The sequence below is a fragment of the Mesocryomonas lacus genome (assembly GCF_055730135.2).
Map to the genome: position 1 here is coordinate 21722 of NZ_JBUZWE020000011.1, position 17226 is coordinate 38947.

Below are 17226 nucleotides of genomic sequence, written 5' to 3' on the forward strand. Positions count from 1 at the left end.
GTCTGCGCCACAAACCGTTGGATATCCTGAATATTAAGGATATTCGTCCTATAGGCGGTTTGGCCGGTCCAAGGCCCAAGGAGGGTCTCCGGAGCCCGCAAAACCGCCCTTCCGCCTGTCAATCCTGCCGCCGGGCGGCCGCATCTCGAAAACCCTCGCACACCACCGGAACGTGACCTATCTCTGCCGGGACAGACAAAGGAATCGGAATGGCCAAGCTGGATCAGACGGGCGACTGGGGACGGCGGATGGCGCCGAGTCTCGACGAGATCGAAGCCCTGGCGCTGGAGGCCTATGCCAACCTGCCGGCCGAGTTCCGCAAGCTATCGGGCGAGATCCAGTTCTACGTCGCCGATTTTCCCGAGGACGCGGTGGTGGAGGAGATGGGGCTCGAAAGCGCCTTCGACATTCTCGGCCTGTTCGAGGGGCGTCCGGTCGCCGATTTCGACCTCGGCGGCACCGGCATGATGCCGAACCGCATCCTCCTCTACCGCCGGCCGATTCTCGACTACTGGTCCGAGCACGAGGAGAGCCTCGGCACCCTCGTCGCGCACGTGCTGATCCACGAGATCGGCCACCATTTCGGCCTGTCCGACGACGACATGGAGAGCCTCGAGGCGAAGGCGGGGTAGCGACTGTAGCTACTGCGGCTGAACCGTCAGCTTCAGGCCCATGGCGCGGACGAGTTTCGTCACGGTCGAGAAGGCCGGGTTTCCTTGATCGCTGAGGGCGACGTAGAGGCTCTGGTGGTTCATGGCTGTCGCCTCCGCCAAGCCTGTCATGCCGCGGGCGCGCGCGATGGCGCCCAAAGCGCGGCGGATTTCCGCGTCGTCGCCGTCTTCCAAGGCTTGCGACAGATAGTCCGCCTGTCGCTCCGGCGTCGTCAGATAGTCGGCCGCATCGAAGCGTGGCAAGGCGCCGAGGTCGATCTTGTCGGTCATGTCAAAGCCTCTCTGCCAGCGCGAGCGCCTTACGAATGTCCGCGGCTTGGCTCGATTTGTCACCACCACAGAGCAGAACCACCAAGCGGTTGCCCCTTTGAAGCTAATAGACGGGGTAGCCTGCACCGTGGGTCAAGTCATCCAGCTCACCCATGAAGGTCCAGCGACCAGGCCAGCGTCTGCGGCAGCGGGGTCCAGAGGCCGGTGGTGATGCCGGCGGCGCGCAAGGCGCGGGCGGTCCAGGCGTTGCAGCCGGCAAAGGCGGTGAAGCGGCCTTCCGCCTCGAAGAAGCGGTCGAAGGGGCCGTAGGCGGTGCCGGGGAGAGCGATCGGCTGCCCTGCGTCATCGCGGCGAAAGCTCGCCTCGATGTAGTCCAGCATCCGCTCGAAGGCCGCGTCGTCCAGCGTGTAGGCGCGCACGCTTTCCGCCCCGGGATCGATCGTCCCGGCGAGCTCGAGATGCAGCACCGAGGCGTCGCCGGTGAAGGAGCGCAGAACCGGGCCGGGCTTCAGGTCGGCCCAGGTCGGCGTCGCCGTGTAGAAGCTGCGGCCGCCCCAGCCGACGACGATGCTGCCGACATCCGGGCGCTCGAGCGGCAGGCCGGAATCGGCGGGATGGTCGGGGTCGGGCGGCCCCAGCGCCTCGGCGAGGAAGCCGAAGCGGGTCCGCACCGCCGGCTCGGCCGGAAGCGCGATGTCGGTGTGGATCGGGTTCGACAGGACGAGCACGGTGTGCCCACCGCTGGATCTTGCGGCGCCCGTTCCGGGCGTTCCCGAAACGGGCACGAGCACGCCGAGGGCGAGCGCCAGCACGCCGGCGCCCATGAGCGTCAGCAGGCCGCCGGCCCCGAAAGCCGCGGCCCGCCGCAGGAGGTTTGCCGGCTTAGTGATCGCCGAGCTTCATCGCGGGATCATAGCTCTGGCCGTAGAGCTCCTTCACCACCGCCTGGCCGCAGCGCATGCCGTTGGCTGCTTGGTCAAAGGCGTAGCTCGGGCTGCCATGCAGTTCCCAGCCCTTGTCGAGCGCGGCCGAGACCTTGTGGCAGAAGCTGGCATCGTCGGGGCCGGTCAGCAGGCGGTAGAGTTTCATCGAGCTTTCCTTGCGATCGCGTCGCGGTGCGCCAGCAGCCGCTCGGCCGCGTGGAGGTGGAGGCGTTCGACCATCCGCCCGTCGAGGCGGATGACGCCGGCGCCCGCATGGTCAGGTCTGGCGAAGGCGGCGACGATTGCCTCCGCTTCCCGGATATCGTCGGCCGAGGGGCCGAAAGCAAGGTCGGCCGCAGTGATCTGGGCGGGATGGATCAGCGTCTTGCCGTCGAAGCCCATGGCGCGGCCGGCGGCGCATTCGGCGGCAAGGCCCGCAGCGTCGGCGATATCGTTGTAGACGCCGTCGAGGGCGGCGAGGCCATGCGCCCGCGCTGCCAGGAGGATCATGGCGAGATAGGGCAGGAGCTCGGGGCGGCCGGGCGAGAGCCGGATTCCGGTCGCCGCGACGATGTCGTTCGGCCCGGCGACGAGCGCCTGCAGCCGCCCGCCGGCGGAAGCGATCCGCCCGACCTCGAGAAGCCCGCGCGGCGTCTCGATCATCGCCCAGAGCCGCAGGCTTTCCGGGGCGTCGGTGGCGTCGAGGATCTCGGCAACGGTCGCGATCTCGGCGGGATCCTCGACCTTCGGCAGGAGGATCGCATCGACCGCCGGTCGCCCGCCCGCCTGCACCCAGGCGCCGCGCGCCATGAACAGGTCCTCGGCGCCCTCCGGCGTCTCCAGCCGGTTGATCCGCACCACGATCTCGGGCTGGCCGGGTTCGCTGCCGAGCGCCGAAAGATGCGCCCGCAGCCGCTCCCGCGAGGCCGCCCGCTCCGCTGGCGCGACTGAATCCTCGAGGTCGAAGATCAGCGTATCGACGGCAAGTCCGGCGGATTTCGCCAGGGCCCGGGGGTTGGCGGCGGGAACGAAGAGGAGGGAGTGTCGCGGTTGCTGCATGCCCCTTGCATGCCAGTTTGAAAGGCCCGGCGAAAGTGATAACCAAGGCCCATAGCGAAGGAGCCGGCCATGCAGAAATTCGACAAACTGACGGGCGTCGCGGCGCCGATGGCGATCGTCAACATCGACACCGACATGATCATCCCGAAGGATTATCTGAAGACGATCCAGCGCACCGGGCTCGGCAAGGGCCTGTTCGCGGACCTTCGCTATCACCGCGACGGCAGCGAGAACCCCGATTTCGTCCTGAACAAGCCGGCCTACCGGCAGGCGGAGATCCTCGTCGCCGGCGACAATTTCGGCTGCGGCTCGAGCCGCGAGCATGCCCCTTGGGCGCTGCTCGACTTCGGCATTCGCTGCGTGATCTCGACCGCCTTCGGCGACATCTTCTACAACAACTGCTTCAAGAACGGCGTGCTGCCGATCCGCGTCACCCCCGAGCAGCTGGAAATGCTGCTCGACGATGCCGAGCGCGGCGCCAATGCGCGCGTCTCGATTGACCTCGAAGCCCAGGAGATCCGCGGTCCCGACGGCGGTACGATCCATTTCGACATCGACCCGTTCCGCAAGCACTGCCTGATCAATGGTCTCGACGACATCGGCCTGACCATGGAGAAGGAAGCCAGCATCACCGGCTTCGAGGCCCGCAACGCCGAACAGCGGCCCTGGGCCTAAAGCGGCGGGCGGCGGGCGGCAGGCGGACCGGCGCGGCGTGAGCCTCGGCTCAGGCCGCCCCCACAGCCTTTGCGCCTCGGGTTCAGGCCGCCTCGTCGGCCTTCACCGCAAACAGGTCGATGTGCGCGTCGCCCCAGTGTTTGAGCGCAACGAGCACCGGGGACAGGCTGCGGCCGAGCGGCGACAGGCTGTATTCGACCTTCGGCGGCACCTCGGCATAGATCTTCCGGTGGACGAGACCGTCGGCTTCCAGCTCGCGCAGCTGGTTGGTCAGCATGCGCTGGGTGACGCCGGGGATCCGCCGCCGGATCTCGTTGAAGCGCAGCGTTCCCTCCTCGAGATGAAACAGGATCACACATTTCCACTTGCCGTCGATGAGGCTGATGGCGGCCTCGACCGAGCAGCCGGGGTGGCAGTCGAAACGCGAATGCCGTGACTTGGCCATGCGGTATCCTTTTGGGTACTAGGGGCGGTGCTTGTGCGTACTGTCCATCTTATCTAGTGCGACTATCTCCAGGCTTCGATCCACAGGAGCCTTTCCCATGCGTGCCATCGGTTACCAGCAAGCCGGCGCCCTCGACCGCGCCGATTCCCTCGTCGACATCGACCTGCCGGTCCCTGCGGCGACGGGACGGGATATTCTCGTCGAGGTGCGGGCGGTCTCGGTCAACCCGATCGACATCAAGATGCGCAAGTCGAGTCAGCCGGCCGAGGGCGACTGGAAGGTGCTGGGCTGGGATGCGAGCGGCACCGTCACGGCCGTCGGTCCCGACGTGACCGCCTTCAAGCCGGGCGATGCCGTGTACTATGCCGGCGCGCTCGGCCGGTCCGGTACCAACGCCGCGCTGCATCTGGTCGACGAGCGGATCGTCGGCCGCAAGCCCGAGACGCTCGATTGGGCCGAAGCCGCCGCTTTGCCACTGACCGCGATCACCGCCTGGGAGACGCTGTTCGAGCGGTTGGACGTCGGCCGTCCCGTGCCGGGCGCGGCGCCGGCCATCCTCATCAGCGGCGGTGGCGGCGGCGTCGCCTCGATCGCCATCCAGATCGCCCGGGCGCTGACCGGCCTCACCGTCATCGCCACCGCCTCGCGGCCGGAGACCGAGGCATGGGTGCGCGAGATGGGCGCCCACCACGTCGTAAATCACAGCCGGCCGCTGGCCGAGCAGGTTGCAGCGCTCGGCCTCGGCGCGCCCGCTTTCGTCTTCTCCACCAACCATACCGACCAGCATCTCGCCGAGATTGCCGAGCTGATCGCCCCGCAGGGACGCCTCGCTTTGATCGACGATCCGAAGGTGCTTGATATCGGCGTCTTCAAGCGCAAGTCGGTCTCGGTTCACTGGGAGCTGATGTACACCCGCTCGATCTACGAGACCGCCGACATGGCAGAGCAAGGCGTGCTCCTGAACGAGGTCGCGGGGATGGTCGACGCGGGAAAGCTCCGCACCACGATGACGGAGCGGTTCTCGCCCATCGATGCCGCGACCCTTCGACGCGTCCACGCGATGATCGAGGCCGGCAGCGCCCGCGGCAAGCTGGTGCTCGAGGGCTTCCCGCCGGCCGGCTGATCGCCTCGCCGCCTCTAGGACTGGCCCGTCGGCCGGGCCAGTCCGACGGCTACCGCCATCTGCATCACTTCCTTGCGGGCGCCCGCACTTCGCGCTTTATTGGAATGATTCGAAGGTAGCCGTCGTCGGGCTGTCGCGGGAGGGTGCGGGCATGTGCAGGATGTTTGCCGGAATACCGCCGGAAAACTACGAGAGCGAGACCCGCTCGCTGCGGCTGGGCGGACACGCCACGTCGATCCGGCTGGAAATGGCCTTCTGGCACCTTCTGGAGGAACTTGCGAAAGCCGAGAACATGTCGCTCGCGCGCTTCCTCACCAAGCTTTACGGCGAGGTCCTCGACCTGCACGGCGAGGTGCGCAACTTCGCCTCCCTGCTGCGCTGCGCCTGCCTCCTGCACCTCGAGCGGGTGCTCGGCTCGACACCCCACCCGGAACCGCGCCGGGCCGCGCCGCAGCTCAGCCTCGTGCGGTAGGCCATCCCCCAATAGAACCCCATCGAAGATCGAGGCTCGGCTATCACTGAGATAGAGGGCGCTGGCTGCGTTTCCGCGGACGCAGGGCGCTTTCGCCTTTGACCGCCGGAGAGAATCTCACTGTCGTATCAGGATACTACCTCCAGCTTTTAGGCGGCCACTAATCTCCACCCCAGAACGGCGCACCTTCGGGAACAGCGCCGCGGGAGGAGGGGAATGCCGACGCATCAGGGTGCGAACGCCTCTGCATGCCCTTTTTCCCGGGAGTTCGGCCGCCGCGGCGGCCCTGACAGAGGGAAAGACGTGGCCAAAGCCATCCACAGCATGATCCGGGTGCTCGACGAAAAGCGCTCGCTCGATTTCTACCGCCGCGCTTTTGGGCTCGAGATCGCCGATCGGCTGGATTTCGAGACCTTTACCCTCGTCTATCTCAGCAATGCCGAGACCGGTTTTGAACTGGAGCTTACGGTTAACAAGGACCACAGCGCGCCCTACGACCTCGGCGACGGCTACGGCCATCTCGCCTTCTCGGTCGACGATCTCGATGCCGAGCATGCGCGCTTCCAGGCGGAAGGGCTCGCCCCCAAGGACCTCAAGGATTTCGCGCCGGGCGGCACGGTGATCGCCCGCTTCTTCTTCGTCGAGGACCCCGACGGCTACAAGATCGAGGTGCTCCAGCGGCACGGCCGATACCAGTAACAGCGACGCGGCGACGGCACGCGCAGATGCCAGAAGGCCCGCCAGGCGCCAGAGAGCGCCGGCGGGGATCACGGGAGGACAGCATGAACGAGATCTCGATGCCGCAGATGTCGCGGCGCAACTTCCTGAAAGCCGGGGGCGCCGGGCTGCTCGCCTTGCAGATCCTTCCCGGCGGCAGCCTCGTCGGCAAGGCCTGGGCGGCGACGCCGACGGCGCTGAAGCCCGAAAGCTTCGCCACCCTCGTGCAGATGTCGCGCGATACGTATCCCCATGCGGAGATTGCGGACAAGTACTATGCCGCCGCGGTCGAGATCCTCGACAAGGCCGCCGCCGGTGACGCCGACGTGCTGGCGGGCCTCGAGAAGGGCGTCGCCAGTCTCGATACGTCGGCCGGCGCCGGCGGCTACGCCGCAGTGAAGGACGAGGCGGCCCGCACGAAACTTCTCGAGGGTATCGCCACCGACCCGTTCTTCCAGAAGGTGCGCGGCAACCTCGTGGTCGGCCTCTACAACCAGAAGGAGCTCTGGCCGATCTTCGGCTACGAGGGCGAGGTCGCCTCGCGCGGCGGCTATATCGAGCACGGCTTCAACGACATCGACTGGCTCGCCTGAGGCGCAGGCGGACACCGCCAGCGCCGGGGAACCAGCACGGCCGGCGCCGCTCCGCAGCACGGCGAGGCCATCGACCAGGATCAGAACAATGATGCGCGGACCGGCCGGGAACGGCGGGATCCGCCACACGGGAGGACAGCATGGCAGCACCCTACAGCCTCGACGACAGCAGCGTCTTCGTCATCGTCGGCTCCGGCGCCGGCGGGGGCACGCTCGGCACTCAGCTCGCCCTGAAGGGCATCGACACCGTGATCCTCGAGGCCGGCGGACGGCACGAGACCTGGGACTTCATCCAGGACGAATGGGACAGCTTCTCGCAGCTCGCCTGGACCGACAAGCGGATGACCACCGGCGACTGGCGGGTCTCGAAGGACTTTCCGAACCTGCCGGCCTGGATCGTCAAGGCGGTCGGCGGCTCGACCACGCACTGGGCCGGCGCCTCGCTGCGCTTCCAGGACCATGAGTTCCGCACCAAGACCCATTACGGCGAGGTGGCGGGCGCCAACCTCCTGGACTGGCCGGTGACGCTCGCCGAGATGGAGCCCTGGTATGCCATGGCCGAGGACCGGATGGGCGTGACCACGACCAACGGCATTCCCGGCCTTCCCGGCAACAACAACTACAAGGTGATGGAGGCCGGCGCCAAGAAGATCGGCTACAAGGAGGTCTCGACCGGCCGCATGGCCATCAACTCCGAGCCGCGCGACGAGCGGGCCTCCTGCCTGCAGATGGGCTTCTGCTTCCAAGGCTGCAAATCCGGCGCCAAATGGTCGACGCTGGTGGCGGAAATCCCGAAAGGCGAGGCGACCGGCAAGCTCGAGGTGCGGCCGGACTGCCAGGTCCTGCGCATCGAGCACAACGCGTCCGGCAAGGTCACCGGCGTCGTCTACGCCGACAAAGAGGGCAAGGAGCAGCGCCAGAAGGCCCGCGGCGTCGCCGTCGCCGGCAATTCGATCGAGAGCCCGCGCCTGCTGCTCAACTCGCATTCAGCGCAGTTTCCAGATGGTCTCGCCAATTCCTCCGGCCAGGTCGGCAAGAATTACATGCGCCATACCACCGGCTCGGTCTACGCGATCTTCGACAAGCCGGTGCACATGTACCGCGGCACCACCATGGCCGGCATCATCCGGGACGAGGCACGGCACGACACGTCCCGCGGCTTTGTCGGCGGCTACGAGTTCGAGACGCTGTCGCTCGGCATCCCCTTCATGGCCGCCTTCCTCGATCCCGGCGGCTGGGGCAAGCAGTTCGCTGGCGACATGGACGAGTACAAGAACATGGCCGGCCTCTGGATCGTCGGCGAGGACATGCCGCGCGAGGAAAACCGCATCACCCTCGACGGCAAGGAGAAGGACAAGTTCGGCATGCCGGTCGCCAGCGTCCATTTCGACGATCACGAGAACGACACGGCCATGCGCAACCATGCCTACCAGCAAGGTAAGGCGATCTACGACGCGGTCGGCGCCAAGCGCGTGGTGGAGACCCCGCCCTATCCCTCGACCCACAATCTCGGCACCAACCGGATGAGCGAGAAGGCCAAGGACGGCGTCGTCAACCGCTTCGGCCAGACGCACGACATCACCAACCTCTTCGTCTCCGACGGCTCGCAGTTCACCACCGGCGCTGCCGAGAACCCGACGCTGACGATCGTCGCCTTGGCGCTGCGCCAGGCCGACCACATCGCCGGCCGGATGGCGAAGGGCGAACTGTAAACGATCCATCGGAGGGCGCTGAGGCGCCTTCCGATGCTTCGGCTTCGGGGCCTCAGGCCTCCGCGGCGATGGTCCGGATCGCCTGCTCGAAAGCCTCAGGCGGCTGGCCGCCGGAGATGAGGTAGCGGTCGTTGACGATCACCGCCGGCACCGAGGTGATGCCCTTCGCCTGCCAGTCGCGCTCGGCGGCGCGGACCTCGTCGGCATAGGTGCCCGAGGCAAGGATATCGGCCGCCGCCGCCGGATCGAGCCCGGCCTTTTCAGCGGCGTCGACGAGGACGGCGGTGTCGCCGGGATTCTGTCCGTCGGTAAAGTAGGCGGTGAAGAGCTGGTGCTTCAGCTCCTGCTGGCGGCCTTCGAGCCCGGCCCAGTGCAGCAGGCGGTGCGCGTCAAAGGTGTTGTAGATCCGCGACCCCCGCCGCGAAGCCATGGTGAAGCCGACGCCGGCCGCCCGCTCCCTGATCATCTCGCCATTCGCCGCCGACTGCTCGGGCGTCGAGCCGTATTTCTCCTGGAGATGCTCGGCCATGTCCTGGCCGCCTTCCGGCATCGCGGGATTGAGCTCGAACGGCTGGAAGTGGATCTCGGGCGTCACGAGGTCGCCGACCCGCTCCAGCGCCGTCTCCAGCCCTCTGAGGCCGATGATGCACCAGGGACAGGAGACGTCGGAGACGAAATCGATCTTCATCGGCTTGGACATGGCACTTTCCCTTGCGAACGGCGACCGGGCTTTCATCCGGTGCTGGCGCTCCGCTGCGCGCGGGCGCGCTTTGCCACTCCAGCTATGCTGTCGACAAGGCCGCGCAAGGGGGTGTCTTCACGTGTGACGGTCCGGCGGCCCTTGCCGTTGGAGCAAAGCCCCATCATCGAGGCTTGGATCCGTGCCGTTCCTTCAACCTGCGATGACCTCAGAGGCCGGCGCGGCGGGCGGTCTTCGACGGCTGCCGGACATCGGCAATGCGTGTGCCGCCGATCTGGCGCAGGACGGCGGCGGGATCGACGCGGACGGGATCGAAGCGGGCGATGCCGGAAGGGCGGCTGTCGGTGGAACGGGTCGGCATGGTCAAGGTCCTGGGTCGGCTGAACGGGGAGGGAAGGCGCTGGTCGGCGGGTGAGGCGGTGTCGATCAGGCGGCGTTGGTGCGGGGCTCGCGCAGCTTGCGGGCGAGATCGCTCCAGCCGTCCGTGACCTTGGATTTGGCGGGCTGCTGGTCGCCGACGCTGGCGAGATCGGTGAGGAAGCCGATGGTGACGTCCTGCTGCAGGGCGCGCGCATCCTTGGCGAGGCAGTAGAGCATCACGTGAAACTGCAGCTTGCCGATGTCGGAGGTGGCGAGCGTCACCTCGAAGCCGGGGCCGGCGATCTCGACGCCGGTCTTGGCGACGCTGAGGCGGTGGAAGCGGCTGGCGCGCTCCCGGTCCTCGGCAAGCGCCGTCTCGGCGGCCGCCTCCAGCCGCGCCAGGGCGAAGGCGATCGGCGCCGGGTGCTCCAGGGTCACGGTGAAGCGGTGCGGCGCGAACTGGCGCGGCTGCGCCTCGACGCGGACCGGGCAAGCGAGAAACAGGCTGTTCGGCAAGGTCAGGCGGCGGCCGGTGCCAGCATGGCCGAGCCCGTTCGGCGGCGTCTCCATGATCGTCGTCGAGAACAGGCCGTGGTCGATGACCTCGCCGTGGATGCCGTTCATCTCGATGCGGTCGCCGACCTTGAAGAGATGCCCGCCGAAGCGCAGCAGCGCGCCGGCGACGCACATCAAAAGTTCCTTGGTCGCGATGACCAAGGCGACCATGACGGCGGCGAGCGAGAAGACGAGGTTCTGGATCTCCGACAGCCAGACGCCGAGGAGGCAGACGGCGAGCAGCATGTTGGTCACCGCGCGCACCGTGAAGCGGCGCTGGCGGGCGGCGATGCCGTCGGTCGTGCGGGTGATCCAGAACTCGGCCGCCCAGCGGCAAGCGAGGATGGCGAGGAGGATGCAGAGGCTGATCGCGAGGTTGTCCGCGGCCTTCTCACTGATGAAATCGGGCATGTCGTCTCTTCCCCACGGCATAGCCCGGCCACCGCCCGGGAGAGGTCCCCCGCAAGGCGTGCCGTTCGAGCCGCACCGGCTTTCGTTCGTATGGCTTGGTTATCCGCCAGCAGGGTTAAGCGAAGGTTGAGAAATTGCGGTCGATTCAGGGCGATGTCGGGGCGTTTTGCCTTTGAAGTGAATTGGTTAACTCCAGTGACTGGAAGCCTTGCAGGGCCGTGCGAACGCCGATCCCTTGCGGCATCCCGCCCGCGGCGCTAGCAGAGACGGGAACTTGGAGGAGGATTTGACATGACCACCCGCACGCTCCTGTTGCTGCCCGGCGACGGCATCGGCCCCGAGGCCATGGCCGAGGTCGAGAAGCTGATCGCCTTTATGAACGAGGCGACGGGCGCCGGCTTCGTCACCGAGACGGGCCTCGTCGGCGGCATCGCCTATGACGCCTGCGGCGCGGCGGTCAGCGAGGAGACCATGGCCAAGGCGCTGTCCGCCGACGCCGTGCTGTTCGGTGCCGTCGGCGGTCCGAAATGGGATGCCGTGCCCTACGACGTGCGGCCCGAGGCCGGCCTGTTGCGGCTGCGCAAGGACCTGAAACTCTTCGCCAACCTTCGGCCGGCGATCTGCTATCCCGCGCTCGCCGATTCCTCCTCGCTGAAGCCGGAGATCATCGAGGGTCTCGACATCCTGATCCTGCGCGAGCTGACCGGCGGCGTCTATTTCGGCGAGCCGAAGGAGATCATCGACCTCGGCAACGGCCAGAAGCGCGGCATCGACACCCAGGTCTACGATACCTACGAGATCGAGCGCATCGCGCGGGCCGCCTTCGTGCTGGCGCGCACCCGCCGCGGCAAGGTGACGTCGATGGAAAAGCGCAATGTCATGAAGTCGGGCGTCCTGTGGAACGAGGTGGTGACGCGCGTGCACCGCGAGGAATTCGCCGACATGCAGCTCGAGCACATGCTGGCGGACGCCGGCGGCATGCAGCTGGTGCGGGCGCCCAAACAGTTCGACGTGATCGTTACCGACAACCTGTTCGGCGACATGCTGTCGGACATCGCGGCGATGCTGACCGGCTCGCTCGGCATGCTGCCCTCGGCCTCGCTCGGCGCCGAGGACGCCGCCACCGGCAAGCGCAAGGCGCTCTACGAGCCGGTGCACGGCTCGGCGCCAGACATCGCCGGCACCGGCGCTGCCAACCCGATCGCGATGATCGCCTCATTCGCGATGTGCCTGCGCTATTCCTTCCAGATGATCGCGGAGGCCGACGCGCTGGAGGCGGCGATCGCCGACGTCCTCGGCCGCGGCATCCGCACCGCCGACATCATGGCGGCGGGTGCGACGAAGGTCGGGACGGCGGCAATGGGCGACGCGATTCTCGCGGCGTTCCGGGATAAGCTGGCCGCCTGAGGGAGCGGGCCGGCGCATATGCCGGCTCTCTCCGCCCTCGCTGATTTTCGGAGCGTCTCATGGTCGTCATCGGATTCAGCCGCTCGTTCAGCGCGCTGATGCTCAGCGTGCTGGTTCTTGCGTCACCATCGGTCGCAGCCGAGGCCTGTGACGTCACCGTGCACTTTGGAAGCTACTGCTGCGGAACCGACTTTCAGAGCCATGAACGCATCGTCGGGTATCTCCAGCAGAGCCCCGACGTTCGAGAGTTCACCAAGCGTCCATCACCACAGGCGCGCGAGGGCGAATTCGATCTCTGCATCAGGACGAAAGGTCCGGGTGAGGCGCGCAGAATCTTTGATCGGGCTGTGAGCATCATTCCAGTGGAGAGTAAGAGCGCCTGGACGGAGGTCACGCTCTCAGGCGGGGCGCATTTCCGTACGCGATGGTCAGGGACATCCCGCTAGGCTGGAGCGCGTTCTCTGCGGACAGCGTTGGTCTCAATACGGCCGGGAGGCTGATCTTGATCAGCCGCAGCGCTGATGGCGTGCGGCCTTGCCGACCAAGGTCGGCGGTCTCTTCGCCTGCGGATCGCTTCGACAGCACGCCAACAAAAAGGCCCCGGCATCGCTGCCGAGGCCTTCTTCATATGCGCCGACCTTGTCAGTCGTTGAGGTCGATGTTGCGGCGGTCCTTCACGAAGATCACGCCGATGATGATCGTCAGGATCGCGAAGCCGACGGGGTACCAGAGGCCGGCATAGATGTCGCCGGTCGAGGCGACGATGGCGAAGGAGGTCGCCGGCAGGAGGCCGCCGAACCAGCCATTGCCGATGTGGTAGGGCAGCGACATCGCGGTGTAGCGGATGCGGGTGGGGAAGAACTCCACCAGCGCCGCGGCGATCGGGCCGTAGACGATGGTGACGTAGACCACCATCACCCAGAGGATGGCGATCACCTTCAGGGCCTGCGCATTGCCGAACACCGAGAAGAAGCCGTCGACCTTGACCTTGGCGGGATCGGCGGCGGCGGGATAGCCGGCGGCCACGGTGGCGGGGCCGAGGCGCTGGGCAAAGGTCTCGGTCTTGCCGTCGGCAAGCGTCGCCGGGGCGACCGGGACGTCGGTGCCGGCGACGCTGACCGTCGTCGGCGCACCCGTTGCAGCCGGCACCAGCGTGTAGGTGAAGGCCTGCTGCGAGAGCGTGCGGCGTGCGATGTCGCAGGGCTCGGTGAAGGTGCGGATGCCGACCGGATCGAACAGAGATCCGCAGGTTGCCGGGTCCGCCGAGACCTGGATGTCGACGTTCTCGATGGCGGCGGCATAGGTCGGGTTGGCGGTGTTGGTCAGCGCATGGAACAGCGGGAAATAGGTCGCCGCAGCCAGCGCGCAGCCCGCGAGTATCACCCATTTGCGCCCGATCCGGTCCGACAGCGCGCCGAAGACGAGGAAGAAGGGCGTGCCGAGGATCAGCGACCAGGCGATCAGGACGTTCGCCGTGAGGAGGTCGACCTTCAGGATGCTCTGCAGGAAGAACAGTGCGTAGAACTGGCCGGTGTACCAGACCACGGCCTGGCCGACGACGAGGCCGAACAGCGCGATCAGCACGATCTTGCCGTTCTTCCAGGTGCCGAAGGCCTCCGTCAGCGGCGCCTTCGAGCGGGTGCCTTCTTCCTTCATCTTCTGGAAGACCGGCGACTCGTTCATCTGCAGGCGGATGTAGATCGAGACCGCCAGCAGCAGCGCCGAGGCGAGGAACGGAATGCGCCAGCCGCCGGTGAGGCCAAACAGGACGGGGTAATTGGTGGCAAAAGCCTCTTCGCCCATGTTGACGCGCAGCGTCACGATGACGGCGAGCGAGAGCAGGAGGCCGAGCGTCGCCGTGGTCTGGATCCAGGCGGTGTAGAAGCCGCGGCGCCCGCGCGGGGCGTGTTCGGCGACATAGACCGCAGCGCCGCCATATTCGCCGCCGAGCGCCAGGCCCTGCAGCATGCGCAGCGCGATGAGGAGGATCGGCGCGGCCCAGCCGATCTGGTCATAGCTCGGCAGTAGCCCGACGCAGAAGGTCGAGAGGCCCATGATGACGATGGTGACGAGGAAGGTGTATTTGCGCCCGACGAGATCGCCGAGCCGGCCGAAGACCAGCGCGCCGAAAGGGCGGACGAGGAAGCCGGCCGCGAAGGCGAGAAGCGCGAAGATCGCCTGCGTCGCCGGCGGAAAGGCCGAGAAGAACTGCTTGCCGATGATGACGGCGAGCGTTCCGTAGAGATAGAAGTCATACCACTCGAAAATGGTGCCGAGCGAGGAGGCGAGGATCACCTTCCGCTCCTCGCGGTTCATCGGCCGTTTGGCCTCCGCGACATCCGTGCCGATCGTCGTCATGTGTTCCCTCCCCAAGGGCCGTCGTCGGATGCGCCGGCGACAGGTTCCAGATTCGTCTGCGGTATCTTTTGGCGAGACGGTCTGCGTCCTGCCCGTACCGTTGATCCATCGTCGTGCCCGGTCCGGTCACGCGATGTTGAACCTCTTTCGTAGCGCGAAAGCGGAAAGAGTAAAATTGCGTCCTTAGTCGTAATGAAAGAAAAGGCGCGTCTTTGCAGCGGCCTATCCTTCGCCGGCTGCCGGCGGAGCGCTGCGCGCCCGAACGTTTCACGTGAATCGCAGTTTACGAGCAGCGCAACCGTTCCGCCGCCGCTGCATTCCCCTGCTTTGCTCTCATCAAGGACGAACCGATGATCCGTGGTATTCTCAAAGCCGTCATTCTTGCCTGGATTACCAAGCGCATGACGCGCGGCAGCGCCGCCCCGCAGCGCCGGCCCGACTAAGGTCGCCGGTTATTCCAGCAGGACCGCGTCACGGCTCGGTCAGCCAGTTCTTCGGCGGGATCCATGATCCCGCCGTTTCTATTTGCCGATCGAGATGTCTTTCCAGGCCCTGACGCCCGCGAAATTCCCTGCCGATTGACTTTTTGCCCTCTGCCGCGCATATCGCCCGGCATGATCGCGCGCACCACCAAAACCCGGATTATCTGACGCCTGCCTCCCCGCGCTCTCCCCCGGGGGGATCGGGGGCGCGTAAGATTTCACCGGGGAGAGTGGGAGAGACCGATGGGTTTCAAGCTGGCAATCGTGGGCGCCACCGGCAATGTCGGGCGCGAAATCCTCAACATCCTGGACGAGCGCGGCTTTCCCGCCGACGAGGTCGTGGCGCTGGCCTCGCGCCGCAGCCAGGGCACCGAGGTGACCTATGGCGACAAGATCCTCAAGACGCAGTTCCTCGACACCTATGACTTCTCGGACACCGACATCTGCCTGATGTCGGCCGGCGGCGAGGTGTCGAAGCAGTGGTCGCCGAAGATCGGCGCTGCCGGCTGCGTGGTCATCGATAACTCCTCGGCCTTCCGCTACGACCAGGACGTGCCGCTGGTGGTGCCGGAGGTGAACGCCGACGCCGTCGCGATGTTCTCGCGCAAGAACATCATCGCCAATCCCAACTGCTCGACCGCCCAGCTCGTCGTCGCGCTGAAGCCGCTGCACGATTTCGCCAAGATCAAGCGCATCGTCGTCTCGACCTACCAGTCGGTCTCCGGCGCCGGCAAGGCCGGCATGGACGAGCTGTTCAAGCAGAGCCGCGCGGTCTTCGTCGCCGATGGCGTCGAGGTGAACACCTTCACCAAGCGCATCGCCTTCAACGTCATCCCGCACATCGACGTCTTCATGGAGGACGGCTCGACTAAGGAAGAGTGGAAGGTGATGGCCGAGACCAAGAAGATCCTCGACCCGAAGATCAAGGTCACCTGCACCGCCGTGCGTGTGCCGGTGTTCATCGGCCATTCCGAGGCTGTGAACATCGAGTTCGAGAACCCGATCACCGCCGTCGAGGCGCGGGCGATCCTGCGCGAGGCGCCGGGCTGCCTCGTCATCGACAAGCAGGAGAACGGTGGCTACATCACCCCCTACGAGGCGACCGGCGAGGACGCGACCTACATCAGCCGCATCCGCGAGGACCAGACGCTGGAGAACGGCCTGAACATCTGGGTCGTCGCCGACAACCTGCGCAAGGGCGCCGCCCTCAACGCCGTGCAGATCGCCGAGCTCCTGGTGAACCGCGGCCTGATCAAGGCGAAGAAGGCGGCCTAAGCCTCTTCACTGCCGAACTCCGAGAAGCCGCCGGTACGCGTTGCCGGCGGCTTCTTGCTGCCGGGCGCCGGGCTTTCGGGGTCAGCCATCCATTTCTAACGGCACACGACGGACCGATGAGGTTGAGGCGACGGCCCACCGGAGGTATTGCCGGACGCGACCATAAGGCTCCCGGACCAAATGTGACGGCCTTGCCTCACGTGAACGGCATTCAGCCGACCCTTCGGATTTAACTAAAAATCAACCGGATTTCGCCATTTTTCGGCAAGATGTCCGGCGTCGATCCAACACGGACGCGGTGTCCGTTTGCGCGCCTCTGCGCCGTCCGACGAGGTTCCCCATGAAGCCCATCATCGCCTTCGCCTGCGCCACGATCGTGCTGACCGGCTGCACCACCGATCCCTATACCGGCGAGCAGAAGCTCTCCAACACCGTCGGCGGCGCGGGCATCGGCGCCGGCGTCGGCGCGCTCGGCGGCTTCCTCGTCGGCAAGGCGACCGGCACCAATTCCGGCAATGCGGCGCTGATCGGCGCGGGCATCGGCGCCATCGGCGGCGGCGGCATCGGCGCCTACATGGACAACCAGGAGGCGGACCTCCGCCGCCAGCTGCAGGGCACCGGCGTCTCCGTCACCCGCCAGGGCGACCGGATCATCCTCAACATGCCCTCTAACATCACCTTCCCCTCGGACGGCGACTCCATCCGCTCGGAATTCTACCCCGTGCTGAACTCGGTCGCGATCGTCCTCGCCAAGTACGACCGCTCGGACGTCGACGTCGACGGCCACACAGACAGCCAGGGTTCCGACAGCTACAATCTCGACCTGTCGCGCCGCCGCGCGGAAAGCGTCGCCGACTACCTCGCCAGCCAGCGCGTCAGCGCCCGCCGCCTCAACGTCCAGGGTTTTGGCGAGAGCCGCCCGGTCGCCCCGAACGACACCGATTACGGCCGCGCACAGAACCGCCGCGTCGAAGTGTCGATCTCGCCGTATTCGCAGGGGTAAGCAGTACCGCGACGG

General features: G+C 66.5%; 20 protein-coding genes. 11 read left to right on the forward strand and 9 right to left on the reverse strand.

Features of this window, described 5'->3' with window-relative positions; translation table 11 throughout:
- Positions 1-209: 209 nt before the first annotated feature.
- Positions 210-632 (forward strand): metallopeptidase family protein, encoded by a 423-nt coding sequence (locus ACZLZY_RS17030; RefSeq protein WP_472935402.1) that lies wholly within the window; start codon positions 210-212, stop codon positions 630-632.
- A gap of 9 nt (positions 633-641) precedes the next feature.
- Here the strand turns inward: ACZLZY_RS17030 and ACZLZY_RS17035 are convergent, their stop codons facing one another.
- From ACZLZY_RS17035 to ACZLZY_RS17050, 4 genes are all read right to left on the reverse strand, one after another.
- A complete protein-coding gene (locus ACZLZY_RS17035) occupies positions 642-941 on the reverse strand; it encodes an addiction module antidote protein (RefSeq protein ID WP_472935403.1) in 300 nt (99 codons plus the stop codon).
- Between the two features lie 146 nt (positions 942-1087).
- Positions 1088-1753 carry a TIGR02117 family protein gene (locus tag ACZLZY_RS17040; RefSeq protein ID WP_472935404.1) on the reverse strand — a complete coding sequence of 222 codons (666 nt, stop codon included), beginning with the start codon at positions 1751-1753 and terminating at the stop codon, positions 1088-1090.
- Between the two features lie 70 nt (positions 1754-1823).
- Positions 1824-2030: a DUF1737 domain-containing protein gene (locus ACZLZY_RS17045; protein ID WP_472935405.1), complete on the reverse strand. Its 207-nt coding sequence runs from the start codon at positions 2028-2030 to the stop codon at positions 1824-1826.
- On the reverse strand, positions 2027-2923 hold the full coding sequence (locus ACZLZY_RS17050; protein WP_472935406.1) for an HpcH/HpaI aldolase/citrate lyase family protein: 897 nt from the start codon (positions 2921-2923) through the stop codon (positions 2027-2029). The genes ACZLZY_RS17045 and ACZLZY_RS17050 overlap by 4 nt, the downstream gene beginning before the upstream one ends.
- Positions 2924-2992: 69 nt before the next feature.
- On the opposite strand from ACZLZY_RS17050, the gene leuD reads away from it, so the two are divergent.
- Entirely contained in the window at positions 2993-3598 is a 606-nt protein-coding gene (gene leuD, locus ACZLZY_RS17055; RefSeq protein ID WP_472935407.1) for a 3-isopropylmalate dehydratase small subunit, read from the forward strand.
- Between the two features lie 82 nt (positions 3599-3680).
- Here leuD and ACZLZY_RS17060 read toward each other — a convergent pair whose 3' ends face one another.
- Complete coding sequence (locus ACZLZY_RS17060) at positions 3681-4043, reverse strand: winged helix-turn-helix transcriptional regulator (RefSeq protein ID WP_472935408.1); 363 nt, start codon at positions 4041-4043, stop codon at positions 3681-3683.
- 97 nt (positions 4044-4140) lie between these two features.
- On the opposite strand from ACZLZY_RS17060, the gene ACZLZY_RS17065 reads away from it, so the two are divergent.
- The 5 genes from ACZLZY_RS17065 (at position 4141) to ACZLZY_RS17085 (ending at position 8660) form a co-directional block, all read left to right on the forward strand.
- Positions 4141-5166, forward strand: coding sequence for a zinc-binding alcohol dehydrogenase family protein (locus tag ACZLZY_RS17065; RefSeq protein ID WP_472935409.1), 1026 nt, complete (start codon positions 4141-4143; stop codon positions 5164-5166).
- 151 nt (positions 5167-5317) lie between these two features.
- Positions 5318-5638 (forward strand): ribbon-helix-helix domain-containing protein, encoded by a 321-nt coding sequence (locus ACZLZY_RS17070; protein WP_472935410.1) that lies wholly within the window; start codon positions 5318-5320, stop codon positions 5636-5638.
- A gap of 303 nt (positions 5639-5941) precedes the next feature.
- Positions 5942-6337 carry a VOC family protein gene (locus tag ACZLZY_RS17075; RefSeq protein ID WP_472935411.1) on the forward strand — a complete coding sequence of 132 codons (396 nt, stop codon included), beginning with the start codon at positions 5942-5944 and terminating at the stop codon, positions 6335-6337.
- Between the two features lie 83 nt (positions 6338-6420).
- Positions 6421-6948, forward strand: coding sequence for a twin-arginine translocation signal domain-containing protein (locus ACZLZY_RS17080; RefSeq protein WP_472935412.1), 528 nt, complete (start codon positions 6421-6423; stop codon positions 6946-6948).
- A gap of 140 nt (positions 6949-7088) precedes the next feature.
- Positions 7089-8660: a GMC family oxidoreductase gene (locus ACZLZY_RS17085; protein ID WP_472935413.1), complete on the forward strand. Its 1572-nt coding sequence runs from the start codon at positions 7089-7091 to the stop codon at positions 8658-8660.
- Between the two features lie 52 nt (positions 8661-8712).
- On the opposite strand, the gene ACZLZY_RS17090 is transcribed toward ACZLZY_RS17085, so the two are convergent.
- From ACZLZY_RS17090 to ACZLZY_RS17100, 3 genes are all read right to left on the reverse strand, one after another.
- Positions 8713-9360 (reverse strand): DsbA family oxidoreductase, encoded by a 648-nt coding sequence (locus ACZLZY_RS17090; RefSeq protein WP_472935414.1) that lies wholly within the window; start codon positions 9358-9360, stop codon positions 8713-8715.
- A 208-nt stretch (positions 9361-9568) separates the two neighbouring features.
- A complete protein-coding gene (locus ACZLZY_RS17095) occupies positions 9569-9721 on the reverse strand; it encodes a hypothetical protein (RefSeq protein WP_472935415.1) in 153 nt (50 codons plus the stop codon).
- 65 nt (positions 9722-9786) lie between these two features.
- Positions 9787-10686, reverse strand: coding sequence for a mechanosensitive ion channel family protein (locus ACZLZY_RS17100; RefSeq protein WP_472935416.1), 900 nt, complete (start codon positions 10684-10686; stop codon positions 9787-9789).
- 291 nt (positions 10687-10977) lie between these two features.
- Between ACZLZY_RS17100 and leuB the strand changes: the two genes are divergently transcribed.
- Together leuB and ACZLZY_RS17110 are read left to right on the forward strand one after the other, a co-directional pair.
- Complete coding sequence (gene leuB, locus ACZLZY_RS17105; protein ID WP_472935417.1) at positions 10978-12093, forward strand: 3-isopropylmalate dehydrogenase; 1116 nt, start codon at positions 10978-10980, stop codon at positions 12091-12093.
- A 59-nt stretch (positions 12094-12152) separates the two neighbouring features.
- Positions 12153-12539 carry a hypothetical protein gene (locus ACZLZY_RS17110; RefSeq protein WP_472935418.1) on the forward strand — a complete coding sequence of 129 codons (387 nt, stop codon included), beginning with the start codon at positions 12153-12155 and terminating at the stop codon, positions 12537-12539.
- 196 nt (positions 12540-12735) lie between these two features.
- On the opposite strand, the gene ACZLZY_RS17115 is transcribed toward ACZLZY_RS17110, so the two are convergent.
- Positions 12736-14451, reverse strand: coding sequence for an MFS transporter (locus tag ACZLZY_RS17115; protein ID WP_472935419.1), 1716 nt, complete (start codon positions 14449-14451; stop codon positions 12736-12738).
- A gap of 725 nt (positions 14452-15176) precedes the next feature.
- Between ACZLZY_RS17115 and ACZLZY_RS17120 the strand changes: the two genes are divergently transcribed.
- Together ACZLZY_RS17120 and ACZLZY_RS17125 are read left to right on the forward strand one after the other, a co-directional pair.
- Entirely contained in the window at positions 15177-16208 is a 1032-nt protein-coding gene (locus tag ACZLZY_RS17120) for an aspartate-semialdehyde dehydrogenase (protein ID WP_472935420.1), read from the forward strand.
- Positions 16209-16548: 340 nt separating this feature from the next.
- Positions 16549-17211 (forward strand): YiaD family glycine zipper/OmpA-like lipoprotein, encoded by a 663-nt coding sequence (locus ACZLZY_RS17125; protein ID WP_472935421.1) that lies wholly within the window; start codon positions 16549-16551, stop codon positions 17209-17211.
- Positions 17212-17226: the final 15 nt, after the last annotated feature.